At 24.7% G+C, this 14,581-nt stretch carries 10 protein-coding genes; 4 read left to right on the forward strand and 6 right to left on the reverse strand.

Annotated features, from left to right (window positions below):
- Positions 1–5: 5 nt before the first annotated feature.
- The 3 genes from MarbSA_RS02115 to MarbSA_RS02125 form a co-directional block, all read right to left on the reverse strand.
- A complete protein-coding gene (locus MarbSA_RS02115; RefSeq protein ID WP_054835775.1) occupies positions 6–416 on the reverse strand; it encodes a secondary thiamine-phosphate synthase enzyme YjbQ in 411 nt (136 codons plus the stop codon).
- A gap of 156 nt (positions 417–572) precedes the next feature.
- Positions 573–1,535, reverse strand: a complete 963-nt coding sequence (gene mch / locus MarbSA_RS02120; RefSeq protein WP_054835922.1) for a methenyltetrahydromethanopterin cyclohydrolase — start codon at positions 1,533–1,535, stop codon at positions 573–575.
- A 335-nt stretch (positions 1,536–1,870) separates the two neighbouring features.
- Positions 1,871–2,254, reverse strand: coding sequence for a 30S ribosomal protein S8e (locus MarbSA_RS02125; protein WP_042704240.1), 384 nt, complete (start codon positions 2,252–2,254; stop codon positions 1,871–1,873).
- Positions 2,255–2,985: 731 nt separating this feature from the next.
- Here MarbSA_RS02125 and MarbSA_RS02130 point away from each other — a divergent pair.
- Both MarbSA_RS02130 and MarbSA_RS02135 read left to right on the forward strand, forming a co-directional pair.
- Entirely contained in the window at positions 2,986–3,669 is a 684-nt protein-coding gene (locus MarbSA_RS02130; protein ID WP_221061749.1) for a DNA polymerase domain-containing protein, read from the forward strand.
- 36 nt (positions 3,670–3,705) lie between these two features.
- Positions 3,706–4,383, forward strand: coding sequence for a TIGR02253 family HAD-type hydrolase (locus MarbSA_RS02135; protein WP_221061750.1), 678 nt, complete (start codon positions 3,706–3,708; stop codon positions 4,381–4,383).
- A gap of 335 nt (positions 4,384–4,718) precedes the next feature.
- On the opposite strand, the gene gdhA is transcribed toward MarbSA_RS02135, so the two are convergent.
- Positions 4,719–6,065 carry an NADP-specific glutamate dehydrogenase gene (gdhA, locus tag MarbSA_RS02140; RefSeq protein WP_042704721.1) on the reverse strand — a complete coding sequence of 449 codons (1,347 nt, stop codon included), beginning with the start codon at positions 6,063–6,065 and terminating at the stop codon, positions 4,719–4,721.
- Positions 6,066–6,716: 651 nt separating this feature from the next.
- Here gdhA and MarbSA_RS02145 point away from each other — a divergent pair.
- A complete protein-coding gene (locus MarbSA_RS02145; protein ID WP_054835755.1) occupies positions 6,717–7,700 on the forward strand; it encodes a beta-ribofuranosylaminobenzene 5'-phosphate synthase in 984 nt (327 codons plus the stop codon).
- A 188-nt stretch (positions 7,701–7,888) separates the two neighbouring features.
- Here MarbSA_RS02145 and MarbSA_RS02150 read toward each other — a convergent pair whose 3' ends face one another.
- Positions 7,889–8,854, reverse strand: a complete 966-nt coding sequence (locus tag MarbSA_RS02150) for a ZIP family metal transporter (protein ID WP_221061751.1) — start codon at positions 8,852–8,854, stop codon at positions 7,889–7,891.
- A gap of 402 nt (positions 8,855–9,256) precedes the next feature.
- On the opposite strand from MarbSA_RS02150, the gene MarbSA_RS02155 reads away from it, so the two are divergent.
- On the forward strand, positions 9,257–10,900 hold the full coding sequence (locus MarbSA_RS02155; RefSeq protein WP_221061752.1) for a right-handed parallel beta-helix repeat-containing protein: 1,644 nt from the start codon (positions 9,257–9,259) through the stop codon (positions 10,898–10,900).
- A gap of 343 nt (positions 10,901–11,243) precedes the next feature.
- Here the strand turns inward: MarbSA_RS02155 and MarbSA_RS02160 are convergent, their stop codons facing one another.
- On the reverse strand, positions 11,244–14,054 hold the full coding sequence (locus MarbSA_RS02160; protein WP_221061753.1) for a right-handed parallel beta-helix repeat-containing protein: 2,811 nt from the start codon (positions 14,052–14,054) through the stop codon (positions 11,244–11,246).
- Positions 14,055–14,581 lie beyond the last annotated feature (527 nt).

Genomic DNA, 14,581 nt, shown 5'->3' on the forward strand with positions numbered 1-14,581 from the left:
TATAGTTATTCTCCAATAACAGTTAATTCAACTTTCCTTGTTCTTGGACCATCAAATTCTACAAAAAAAACTGATTGCCATGTACCAACAGATAAATCGTTATTTGAAAAAGGAATAGTTTCACTTGAACCTAAAAATAAAGATTTAATATGAGAATCTGCATTATTATCAATAATATCATGATTATAACTATTATTGTTAGGAATAATTTTATTTAAAATAGACTCGAAATCATATAATAAACCTTCTTCATTTTCATTGATTACTATTGAAGAAGTTGAATGTTTTGAAAATATATTAATAATTCCAAAGTTTAATTTACTTTTAGTTAGAATTTCTTGAATATCTAAAGTTATATCTATAATTTCAGTTCTTTTGGATGTGTCCAAGCTTATTTCATATATAAAAATTGTCATATAAACCCCAAATATTATATAATATATATAATTATTAAGAATATTGATAATTAAAAATATAGATAATTAAAAAAAAAATAAAAAAAATAAAATAGATATGAATAACTCATCTAGTAGAAGTTATTATACAATCTATGTTTTAATTATATAAATAAACTATAAACCAAATGATTTCTTTAAAAGGTCAACATTTACATATCCTGCTTTAAATAACTCACCAGTTCTTAAATCATTAATAACAACTTCAGCAGGTGCAAACATTCCCTTGTCTATTTTATAGAAATCAAATTCTGCTTCTTTAAATACATCAAAGAATGGTTTTCCATAACCATCAGCTGCAGATGAAGGTAATTTTTCAGCTAATTCTTTAATGTCATCACCTTCTTCAGATTCGATGTAATAATAAGTTCTTCCTCCAAAGAGAACAGCATCATTTGTTTTACCCATAGCTTTTAAACCATCCGGGTCAATTGGAGCTATTGGAGCAATTCCTGCAGCATATTTAACCTTAGTAACATCAAAATGAAGAGCTTCTAACATTTTATAAGTACCATTTTCTACAACTCTTCCAGCAATTTGAATAGATCCAACAAGAGAAGAAGTAGGAGCTACAAGTAAAGTTACATCTTTAACATCAACACCACAATCATTAGCTATAGCTTCTGCAACATCTTCACCAGGTAAATTATCGGATTCAAGAGTAAGAATTGCAATATTCCCATCATCCTCATATCCAATCTCTTCATAAGTTTCTGCTGGTTTTTTAGCTAATGCTCTTGCAGGACCAGAACCTAAAGCAAAAAAGTCACCAACACTTACAGACCAGCCAGCTTTTTGAGCACCGAGAGTGGAAATAGCAGGGAAATCAGTTTTAATCTTAACAGAAGGAAGAGCAAATTTTTCAGACAAATCTCCAGGAATAGAAATTCCAACTTCAGCTAATCCTCCAAGACATACTTTAGTATAATATTCACCAGCTTTTAAGCTTCCAGCTACATTTACACCACAATCAATAATAGTTGCACCATTATTTAATTTGGAAACAGCTATATTAAGCTCATCAGCTTTTTCAATCATTACATCTACTGTTTTTTTAGCTTCTAAATTAACACTAAGCATAATTTTTACCTCAAAGTTAAAATTGAATTAAAATTTTTATAATATATTTATGATATATTAATGATTATTTTTGTACTATTTAAAATTTTATAAATAATTTTTATAAAAATAGAATAAATTATTGATAAAAGCAGAGATAATTTAGTATATTATAAAATAATCAAAAAAAAGTAGATTTAATATATATAAAAAGTAAATTTAATACAATATATATTAAAAAAAGTTATAGAAATATTAAAAGATTATAAAAATATTAATAAATTATAAAAATAATATAATTATCTTCTAAATCATCTTTTAATATTATTATTATATTAGAATCAGAAGAATAATCCTTATTCAGTGACTAAAACACCATTAAGGACACCATCTTGACCAGGTCTTGAGGTTACCTTTGCTTTACCTGCACTAGTTTCCACGATAGCTCCTTTTGTAATAATATTCCTTCTTACATAGTTGGGATCAGCAGAATTCTCAAGTACAGTAATGATTTCAACAGTTTCAGATTTATTAGACTCTGGATCAACAACATTTATTTTATTTTCAGAAGCTAATCTCAATTTCTCGTTTCCACCACGAGTCCTAATTTTTCTCAATTTTTTTTCGTCTAATCTAGTATAAGCTGGTTCTCTTCCAAGCTCTGATTTTCTTTTCCCACGATTTGCTATGTATCTTCCACCAGTTGATTTTCTTGTGGATTTTCCTTGTGATATCGCCATTATTTCACCTAATTAAAGTTAATTTTATTTATTATAAATAATTTTATTTATTAAATCTTTATTAAATCTTGTAAATTAATAATATTCAATATAAAAGACCCATTTAAATCCTTAATCACTCTTAAAAAAACCTAAAACAACCATAAATATTGATAATAAATATAATTATAATTAAAATATTATGATATTTTTATTGATATTTTTCTTACATTTGATTTAATTTAAAAGAAAAAATAGTCTTTTAGATATGATAACCAAATATTGGTTTTTATCATATATAAACTTTAATATTAACTTATATATTAATTTATATATTAACTATTATTAACAAGTTCTAAAATAAGAGCAATTTTAAAAAGTTATTATTTTTAGAATTTCTATTGTTTATAATAGTATTTAATATACTAAATACTATTAATTTATTAATTATAAATAGTTTTTTAGATAAATAGCTATTTTTATAATTATTATTAAATCTATTTATGTTTATATGACTGAATCTATTGATACTAAATCTATAATACTAAATCTATTATACTAAATCAATTAATAATATGATTAAAAATAATATAACTAAATTAGTATTAATATAACTAAGTCTATTAATAAGTATGACTAAATCTATTAATAAGTTTAAACTAATATGTAAATATCATGAATAAATTTTTATATAATAAATTTTTATTATAATAAATTTAATAAATAGAACTATTAAAATCAAGTGTTTTAAAATGGTGGCTGAAACTGATAAACAAATAGCTCTTGAGGAGGAAATAAAATCTCAAGCACATAAATTTCTTGTAGATTTTAATGCAACACTACCTGAAAGCATGGAACTTGAATATGAAGGATTCTATAGAAGAGGTTTCTTTGTAACAAAAAAAAGATATGCAGTAATAGAAGATGGAGTAATTATAGCTAAAGGATTAGAACTTGTTAGAAGAGATTGGGCCCCAGTAGCTAAAGATACCCAACAAGGAATACTGATGGCTATATTAAAAGATGGTGATGTTGAAAAAGCAGTGCAAATCATAAGAAAAATCTTAAAAAAAGTAAAATCTGGTGATGTGGATATGAAAGATCTGATTATTCACACACAAATAACCAAAAAACTATCTGATTATAAACAAATCGGACCTCATGTTGTAGCTGCGCAAAGATTAGAAGATAAAGGAATGAAAATTGGTAGAGGAACTATAATCCAATATGTGGTAGTTAAAGGTAAAGGTCCAATAAGTCAAAGAGCAATTCCATTCGAAGATTCAGAAAAATATATCTATGATTCTGATTATTATATTGATAATCAAATAATTCCTGCTGTTTCTAGGATAATGGAATCATTTGGATATACTAAAGAAAAATTAAAAGAACTTGGAGAAAAAGAAAAACAAAAAACATTAGATTCATTTTTTTAAATATTTAATGTTTTAAGCAAGGATTTTGGTGTTAGAATGGACAAAGCAATTTTTTTCGATATAGATGGAACATTATTAGATACTTCAAGCTTTGCAGAAGTAGCTAGAAAAGCAGCTATTGATGTGATGATTGAAAACGGCTTACCTTCAAATAAAGAAGAAACATATAATTTACTAAAAGAGATTATCTCAAAAAAAGGTTCAAATTATAATAAACACTTTAATGTTCTTACAAAAGAAATATGTGGTGAAGAAAATAACTTACTAGTTGCTTTAGGAATGGTTACATATCACAATGTTAAGTTTGCCCTACTTAGACCATTTCCAGAAACAATGAACATTCTTATCTATCTAAAAAATAAAGGATATAAATTAGGAGTAATTTCTAATGGTATAACAATAAAACAATGGGAAAAGTTAGTTAGATTGGATATTCATTATTTTTTTGAAGAAGTTATTACATCAGAAGAAGTAGGATCTGAAAAACCTGAAAAAAAAATATTTGAAGAAGCATTGAATAGAATGAATTGTAAGGCAGAAAATAGTATTATGGTAGGTAATAAATCTGAAATTGATATTATTGGAGCTGTAAATGCAGGTATGTCTGCAATACTAGTAAATTCTGATGATAGTCATATGATTACCAAAAAAACATTGGATAATTCTAATATTGAGATTATCGATAATATAGGAGAAATATATCAAATACTATAAAGATTGATTTATTTAAATTTTAACAAAAGGAAGAAGAAAGATATTTTAAATATAATTTTATATTATACTGAAAAGAAAAATTAAAAATATACAAAAAACATTGGAAATTATAAATTAATACTAAAAAACAGTGCTAATGTTAAAAACTAATAATAAAAATAATAATAATATTAAAAAATAATAAAAAACTAATAATAAAAAAATTGTATTAATATTCTAAAAAATAGTAATAATTCTAAAAAGTAATAATAAAAGTTAATAATAAAAGTAATAAAAATTAAGTAATAAAAATTAATAAAAATAAATTATTATAAAAAAATATGATATTCAAGGGTTTAAACAACACCTTGAGCCATCATAGCATTAGCTACTTTTATAAAACCTGCTATGTTAGATCCAATAACATAATTTTCTTCAAAGCCATATTCTTTAGCAGCCTGATCAATACAATGGTATATATTTACCATAATAGCTTTTAATCTTGAATCAACTTCTTCAAAAGACCAACATAACTTTGAACTTCTTTGAGCCATTTCTAATGCACTTGTAGCTACTCCACCAGCATTAGCTGCTTTTCCAGGAAGATAAACAACGCCTGCTTTTTGTAAAATTTCTGTTGCTTCAAGAGTGCAGGGCATATTAGCTCCTTCAGATAAATATTTAACATTATTAGAAACAAGTTTTCTAGCAGAATCTCCATCTAACTCATTTTGAGTTGCACAGGGAAATGCTATATCACATTTAAGATCCCAAATATTATTACTACCTTCAACAAATTTTGCAGTCAAATTTTCATCATCAAAATAATCTAAGTATTCAGATATTCTACCATAATTAATTTCTTTAATTTCTTTTATAAAAGGTATTTGAATACCATTCTCATCATAAATATATCCAGAAGAGTCAGACATAGCTATAACCTTTGCACCTAACATAATAGCTTTTTCAGCAGCATAAATAGCAACATTTCCAGAACCAGAAACAACAACAGTTTTACCTTGAAAAGAATCGTTTCTCTGTTTTAATGCTTCTTCTGTAATATAAACAAGACCATAACCTGTAGCTTCAGTTCTAACAAGAGAACCTCCATATTCTAAACCACTACCAGTTAACACACAATGGTGTTCATTTGAAATCCTATTATATTGTCCAAATAAAAATCCAACTTCTCTAGAACCAACACCAATATCTCCAGCAGGAACATCAGTATCTGGACCAATATAATTATACAATTCAGTCATGAAGCTTTGGCAAAATCTCATAATTTCATTATCAGATTTTCCTTTAGGATTAAAATCACTACCTCCTTTTCCACCACCAATATTCATTCCAGTTAAAGAATTTTTAAGGATTTGTTCAAAACCTAAAAATTTAATAATGGATAAATTCACAGATTCATGGAAACGTAATCCTCCTTTATAAGGACCAATAGCACTATTGAATTGTATACGATAACCTTTATTTACACGTACTTTACCTTCATCATCAATCCAAGGTACTCTAAATATTACAATTCTTTCTGGTTCAACGTATCTTTCTAAAAGTCCTGCTTTTTGATATTCGGGGTGTTTTTCAAATACAGGTTCTATTGATTCGAGAATCTCTGTTGCAGCTTGAATAAATTCAGGTTGATTTTCGCTTTTTTTCTTTAAATCTTCTAAAACATCACTTACATATGACATATGATCACTCCTCATATTGGAATCTATAATTTTGTTACTAAAATTAGCAACAGTATTTATTTTAACAGATTCAAAACATATATAAAAAAAGAATAAAAATAGCATACTATCTCAAAGGTAAAATATAATCATTAGCTGTGAGAGCTTTACACAATTTTTATTGTACACAATTAAATATTATTATTTCCATTATTATACTTTGTGATTTTGTTCAGCTAATATATATAGTATAATTAATAATTTTAATATAAATCATCGAAATTATATTAATTGTACAAACATATAAAATAATCATAAAAATCTAGTTAGATTTTTAGATTAATAGATAATTTATTAAAATTATTATAATAAATTAAGGATAATACCATACGATAGTTTTAAAATTAAATTGAAGTTAGAAAATAAAATAATAAAAATAAAAGAATATTTAACAAAACATAAAAAAATACAGATAATATAAAAAAATATAAAAAAATATAGAATATTATAGAAAATATAAAAAATATAGGAAATATAGAATATATAGAAAATATAAAAGAAAATAAGAATAAAAAAGAAATAAAAATAATTAAAAATAAAGCTAATTAAAGATAAACTAATCAAAAATAAAGTTTTAATAAATAAAAACCCTTAACTGTAAGGAGCAAATTTATGATTATAAAAACTCCATCAAGAATACATATGGCATTAATAGATTTGAATGGATCTTATGGGAGACGTGATGGAGGTATTGGATTAACAATATCTAAACCAAACTTTGTTCTAGAAGCTGAAATACTGGAAAAAGGAATAAGTATTGATTTTGACAAGAATATAAAAGACAATGATATAAAAAACCAATGCCTTTTGAAAATAAAGGACTCTGCAGAAAAAATAATTTCACACTTTAATATAGATAATGGATTCCATTTTAATGTTAATGAAGCCTTTCTAACACATTCAGGATTAGGTTCTGGAACTCAAATATCTTTAGCTACTGCAAAATTAATATGCGAATACAATGGAATATCAATAAATGGAGTAGAATTAGGGAAAATTCTTGGTAGAGGAGGAACATCTGGTGTCGGAATATACTCTTTTGATCAAGGAGGACTTATAATAGATGGAGGTCATGATATAAATGAAAAAACAGAATTTTTACCATCTTCAGCTTCAAAAGCTAACCCTCCAAACTTAATTGGAAGATATGATTTTCCAAAAGAATGGGATATACTGATAGCCATTCCTGAATCTAGGACGATAATGGGAAAAAATGAAGTAAATATCTTTCAAGAATATTGTCCTGTTCCAAAAAGAGATGTTGAAAAACTATCCCATCTTATCTTTATGAATTTAATTCCATTTCTCTTAGAAAAAAATATTAAGTCTTTTGGTAATGTTATTAATGAAATTCAGAAAATAGGGTTTAAAAAGGTGGAATTAGACCTTCAAAAAGAAAAAATTAAGACAGCAATGGAAAAAATGAGAGAATTTGGAGCTTATGGTGTGGGTATGAGTTCATTTGGACCATCCATATATGGAATATTGGATAAAAAAAATAGGGATGCATTTAAAGCAACAAAAGAATTTATTGGAGAAGATGGCATTGTTTTCAAAACAAAAGCTCAAAATCATGGTTTTGAGCTAAAAAGATGAAATATCCATGAATAAGAAATAAACTATACATAAAACATCAAAATATAAAAGAAATATAAATAAACTATACTAAAATATGAAAAATATAAAAATAAAGTATGAAAAATATGAAAGAAATATAAATAAACTATAGTAAAAGTCAAAATCATGAAAAATTACAACTTATTATCAATGATTATAGATACTTATCAATGAAATTTTAAGTGAGACAAAATAAAAGAAGTTAAAAATCCTAAACCCATTAAAAGTCCAGTTAATTCATGAGTTTCTTTAAAAGCTTCTGGAAGCATAACATCAGCTATAAGTGAAATTAAAGCTCCAGCAGCTATTCCTAAAGCAATAGATAAAACAAAATGATCAGTGTTAGAAAAAATAATGAAACTTAATGTTGCAGATATAGTAGCTAATATTGTTACAGATGACCATATTAAAAGTATTGATTTTTTATTCCATCCACCTAATTTCATATCAGTTGATCCAGAAAGACTTTCAAATAAATTAACAATCAAGATAGAAAACACTAAAGCTAAACTAATAGGCCCTCCAATAATTACCAAAAGTCCAATAGCTATTGCCTCAGGAATACCATCTAATATAACCCCTATCATGATAATGAAACTTTCAACTTGATATTTATTATACTCTTTTTTAGATTTATGAGCATAGACTTCAAATAATGCATTTTTTAAAGAAAATAAAACACCTTTACCTAAAAAAAATCTATTTGAGTTATCTCCATTTTTAATATAAAAATTATTGAGAATATTACTTTTATTATCTTTACTATTTTCATTTTTATTGTTACTAGAACTATCAAAATCATTATATCCATTATCAAAATTAATAACATTGTTAGAAGGATTTTTCAATTTTCTATTTTTTATATTTAAATGATGTATAACAATATCAAAAATCGTGAAAATAAAAGCACCGATAATGAACCCATATACAGTTGGAGCTAGTCCTCCATAGCTATATGCCTCAAAAAGTATTTCAAAGCACACAGCAGAACTTAAAATTCCTGCACTAAATATTGTAAATGAAGCCAATATTTTTTTAGGAATATTGAAATAATATCCTAAAACTGACCCAATAATCAATGAAAAAGTTCCAATAAATCCCCAAAATGACGCATAGATAAAATCAGGAAACATGATAATCTTTAAATTATAAAATTTAATAAATAAACATTTAATATAAAATTTAATAAATGAATATTTAATATACTTTTTTGATATATTATTTTATATTATTTACTATGATATTTTATATAATATTTATTATTTATTTTTATGTTATACATTATACTATTTATTTTTATATTATATATTTTAATGAAATATAACTTTATTAATAGAATATATAAAAAATAACCTAATTCATATTAATATTATTGATAAATATATTAATATTTATTAATAATCTAAATAATAAATAAATATTATATATAATATCATGAAAAAAATATAAATAGTATCTACAATAATAAATATATACATGAAAAATATATAGGAGGTGAGAAAATTAAGTCAAAAAGTAAAATTATAGAAATCACAGTGCTTACAATTACAATTTCAACATTACTATTAATCAGCTTATCTTCAACAAGTGCTGCAGAACACAATATAACAAATAGCACAGTTGGAGGATTAAATAAAACAGTAGCCGAATCAACCGATGGAGATTTGATAAATCTTGAAAATGGTATATATACCGATAATATAACTAACATAATCATAGATAAAAACTTAACAATCAAGGGGGAAAATAGAGAGAACACTATACTTAATGCTCAACAATTAGGAAGAATATTTTATATTAACCCAGGAAACACCTTAACTTTAATAAACATAACCATAATTAATGGATATGCTAATAGTGGAGGGGCAATATTTAACAATGGAGGAAAAATAACACTAACTAATTGTAATTTTAGTAACAATACTGCAAATGATGGAAGTGGAGGAGCAATATTTAATAGTGGACCAAACATGGAAGTTATTAATTCTAGTTTTTCCAATAACACAGCAAGTAGAACTGCTGGTGCTATTTTTAATAATGCAATTAACATAACCGTTATTAACTCTATTTTTAATAATAATGTTGCTGGAATTGATGGTGGAGCTATAGAACATAGTGGTTCAAACCTAAAAATTATTAATTCTCGATTCACAAATAACAGAGCTAATAGTAGTGGTGGAGCAGTTTACAACTATGCAAGTGATCTAGAAGTTACTAACTCAAATTTTACAAATAATACATCCCTTGCTCCAGATAGTTGGGGTGGTGGTGCTATATATAGTACTGGAGGAAATAAAATCATTATAAACAGTTCCAAATTTACTAATAACAAAGCCACTAGCTATGGAGGAGCTATAGACATATATTATGGAGATAATATAACAGTAACAAAATCTGAATTCAATGGAAATAATGCGAGTTATGGAGGAGCCATTTTCAATACTGCAGGCACTAAATTCCTAATAAATAGCTCTAAATTTAGCAAAAACAAGGCAAGTAATGATGGTGGAGCAATTTACAACTACTATACTGAAGAAATGAATGTTGTTGATTCAAATTTCACAGAAAATATAGCAGAAGGTTATGGAGGAGTTATATTTAATGATGCCATGATGAGACTTTCAGGAAATATAATGGAAAACAATAATGCTCTTTTAGGAAAAGAAATTTACAATAACGGATCAATGGGAATATTAAAACTTAAATATCTCAATAATTCAACAATAAAAGTTAATAATAAAACTAAGATTAATATATATGCTACTTTAACCGATGATATGGGTAATAGTATTACTGGTCAAAATATATCATTCTATATTAATGGAGAATATATTGGAGTTTCTGATGCTATTGAAGGTTATGCAACTATAGAATATACAGTTATTGGAAATAAAGATGATAATTTACAAGTTACTGGTAATTATAGTGGTCATGACCCATATGCAATAAACATAGCAAATGGTATGATTTTAATAGTTGCAAATCAAACAAACCACACCAACAATACAAACCATACTAATAATACAAACAACACCAACAATATAAATAATGAAAATGACACCACAAATAATTACGATAACATTGTAAGTGCAAAAATGAAGGAAACTGGAATACCAACAACAATACTTTTAGTGTTATTAAGTCTATTGGGTTCAATTCTAATTAAAAGAAAAAGATAGACAATAATACAAATAATAATATTTTAAAAATTGTTCTGAAGGAATTTGATTCCTTCAATTAAAATTTTTTTATTATATTACTTCTTAAATTTTTATTAAATTGTTTTTTAAATTATATATCAAAAATATTTATTATTATTTGTTAAAATCATTATATTACTATATAAAAAAATTAAGAATCAGCGAATAAAAAGAATAATGAATAAAAAATAAATAAAACGAATTAATAGAAAGAATAATAAAAATTAATAAATACTAAATAAAAAAAGAATAGAAGATAAATATAAATAAAAAGGGGAATAAAACCCCTAAAATTATCTAATTTTTTAAATAAGCATATAAACTATTTTTTAATCCTAAATGTTATGGCAGAAGTTATTAATATTAGTAACAATGTAAAAATAGGCAAACCTGACTTTTTCATACCTGCACTAACATTATTATCTGTAGAATGATTAGGAGAAGGTTTAGGTTTTGGACCTGGATTAGGGCCAGGATTAGGACCTGGAGAATGTTTTTTATAAACAATAACAGCCTTACTATCTGAAGAAGTATTTATATTATCCCCATTAACATTAATTACAAAAATCTTTTCACCTTTTTCTTTAAATGAGCCAGTGAAAAACATACTAACACTTTCATTTAGAGCTAAATCACCAATATACCAAATTCCAGTGCTAGAATCAAAGTAACCTTTAGAAACAGTAAAATTATATAATTTAAAGCTGTTTGGAAAACTAATAAGGGCAGTTATATTTTCACCATCACCATCACCAATATTAACAACTTTGAAAACACCATTAAGAGTTTCATTAACCCAATAATGATTTTTATCCAAAATAATAGTTGATAAAACATTAGTTTTACTAATTAACAAATATCCATTTTTAATAGTGATATTTTGATCATTATGACCTGAATAATCACCATTAACAAGTAAAATACCTTTAGTTTGATTAATTAAATAATTAATTGAAGAATATCCTTCATAAGCTGTTGAATTTCCAATAAATACATTATTAACAAAGAAAGAAACGTTTTGACCAGTGATAGGATTACCCATATCATCAGTTAAATATGCAAATAAAGTAAAACTTTTTTTATAAACATTAATAGTAGTATTATTCAAATATGATAAAACAACATTTAAAGAGCCATTATTATAAATAACATTTCCACCTAAAATTGCAAAATTACCTATTACAAAATTACCTGTCATAAAATTATTAGTTACAAATAAAAATTTATTGTTAAAAATACCTCCAGCACCTTTAATTGCTGTATTATTTGTAAAGTTAGAATTAGAAATATTTAAAGAACCAGAATTAAAAACAGCCCCTCCAAAGTCTGCAGTATTATTTATAAAACTAGAATTAATAACTTGACTAAGGCCCATATTATCTAATTCAGCAAGCTTAGCAAGCTTCATATAAATCTCATTATTAAAAATAGCTCCTCCATAACTAGCATTATTACTAACAAAAGAAGAATTAATTATATTATAAAAATTAGTATTGGAAATATAGATTGCACCAGCATAAAATCCATTATTATTTATAAAAGAAGAATTAATTACACTACCATTCATATTAGAGTTACTATATATTGCTCCTCCTTTACTAGCACTATTATTTGTAAATATAGAATCATTAATTATATTACTAAAACCATTTTGATATAGTGCTCCAGCCCTATAACCTGCATGATTATTTTTAAAATTACAGTTTGTAATATTATTACAATCTCCATTAATGTAAATTGCACCACCATCATCAGAAACATTATTTCCAATGAATTCAGAATTAGTTATAGTATGATTATTTCCAAATTGGTAAATAGCACCTCCTTGGAAAGAAGCATTATTACTTATAAAATCACAATTATCAATATTTTGATAATTAGAATAAGTATAAATAGCACCACCATCAGAAGCAGAATTATTCATAAAAGTAGAATTAAATATATTCTGATTATCTCCAAAATTATAAATAGCACCACCAGAACCAGTAGCAAAATTATTCATAAAAGTAGAATTAAATATATTCTGATTATCTCCAAAATTATAAATAGCACCACCAGAACCAGTAGCAGAATTATTAGTAAAAGTAGAATTTATAATAATCTGATTAAAATCTTCATTATAGATAGCACCACCATCAGAAGCATTATTACCTATAAAATTAGAATTTGAAACATTTAAACCATTAGACTGATCATTATAAATAGCGCCACCATAAACAAATGCAGTGTTATTAATAAAGTTAGAATTAGAGATATTTATATAGTCTATATTAGAATTAGCTATTGCACCACCAGAAAAACCTGTATTATTTATAAAAGTACCATTATAGATATTAAGGTTAACATTATTTTCATTATATATTGCACCTCCAAGAGAAGATGCAGTATTATTTATAAAAGTACAATTAACAATATTCTTTGCACCATCATAATTATAAATAGCACCACCATTTAAAGCACTATTGTTTATAAAATTACAATTAGTAATATTAGTATTATTAAATTCTGAAGAAAATATAAAAAGTGCCCCACCAGACTCAGAAGCACGATTATTTATAAAATCACAATTAGTAATTCTTATACTTTTAGTAGAAGGACCAGTAGCAATTGCAGTCCCATATCGTCCAGTATTGTTTATAAAATCAGAATCTATAATATTAAGTTGCGAATGATAGCCCATATCAATTAAACCAAAAAGTAATGCATTATTATGTATAAAAGTACAGTTGATCACAGTTAATTTTGAATTAAAACAAATTAATGCAAAGAATCTAGCATTCTTAAACACTAAGTTTTTCAGTGTTAAACTCCCTAAACTATCAATAGCACCAGTATTATTTATAAAAGTTACTCCTTCATCACCGCCAAGATCAATAATGGCTTTATTGTTGGGATCAGAACTTTGAATTGTAATATTCCTACTATTATCAAAGGAAATATTAGTATTGTTCTCTCCACTGTAAATACCACCATCTAAATTTATAGTGTCATTGCCTAAACTACCTTTAATACCTTCATTAGTAGTATTAGTGATATTAGCTTCATTAGCATATGTAGAACTAATTGAAACTAAAAGCAAAAAACAAAATAAAGTAGCTAATAAAATAAAGCTTATTTTTTTATTTTTAAACATAATTGCCCCCTATTCAATTATAATATTAAAATAGCTACAAAAAAGATAAAATCATGATAAAAAAGATAAAATCATAGTATAAAAGCTAAAATCATATTATATATTAAAAAATAAAATATATTTAAAAGAATAACTAAATGATGAAATATATATTTATTTTCTAAGCATGTAAATTTTAAATCTTTTTATCATAATGGTAACTATATAATTATTAATATTGAAAAAATAATATATAAAATTTTTTAAAATAATTGATAATAATTAATATTAAATCTAAAAAAGAGAGATATTTATGAATATTTTTAATATATCATTTTTATTTTAATATTTCATTACTGTATCATTTTATTATTTTAATTATATCATTTTCTTAATTTTATTATTTTATTAAAAGTAATTTTAAAATCTAAAAAATATTTTATAAGTATAATTCAAAACTTTTTTATTCAAAGTTTTTTCTATAATCAAAACTTTTTCATATTTTAAAAATAGCTAATAATTTATAAAAATACAATAAATTATTAAAT

The sequence above is a fragment of the Methanobrevibacter arboriphilus genome (assembly GCF_019669925.1).
GTDB classification, from domain to species: domain Archaea; phylum Methanobacteriota; class Methanobacteria; order Methanobacteriales; family Methanobacteriaceae; genus Methanobinarius; species Methanobinarius arboriphilus_A.

Coding starts and splice junctions, on each gene's coding strand:
- MarbSA_RS02115 (WP_054835775.1), bottom strand. CDS start 416: ATGACAATTTTTATATATGAAATAAGCTTGGACACATCCAAAAGAACT.
- mch (WP_054835922.1), bottom strand. CDS start 1,535: ATGCTTAGTGTTAATTTAGAAGCTAAAAAAACAGTAGATGTAATGATT.
- MarbSA_RS02125 (WP_042704240.1), bottom strand. CDS start 2,254: ATGGCGATATCACAAGGAAAATCCACAAGAAAATCAACTGGTGGAAGA.
- MarbSA_RS02130 (WP_221061749.1), top strand. CDS start 2,986: ATGGTGGCTGAAACTGATAAACAAATAGCTCTTGAGGAGGAAATAAAA.
- MarbSA_RS02135 (WP_221061750.1), top strand. CDS start 3,706: ATGGACAAAGCAATTTTTTTCGATATAGATGGAACATTATTAGATACT.
- gdhA (WP_042704721.1), bottom strand. CDS start 6,065: ATGTCATATGTAAGTGATGTTTTAGAAGATTTAAAGAAAAAAAGCGAA.
- MarbSA_RS02145 (WP_054835755.1), top strand. CDS start 6,717: ATGATTATAAAAACTCCATCAAGAATACATATGGCATTAATAGATTTG.
- MarbSA_RS02150 (WP_221061751.1), bottom strand. CDS start 8,854: ATGTTTCCTGATTTTATCTATGCGTCATTTTGGGGATTTATTGGAACT.
- MarbSA_RS02160 (WP_221061753.1), bottom strand. CDS start 14,054: ATGTTTAAAAATAAAAAAATAAGCTTTATTTTATTAGCTACTTTATTT.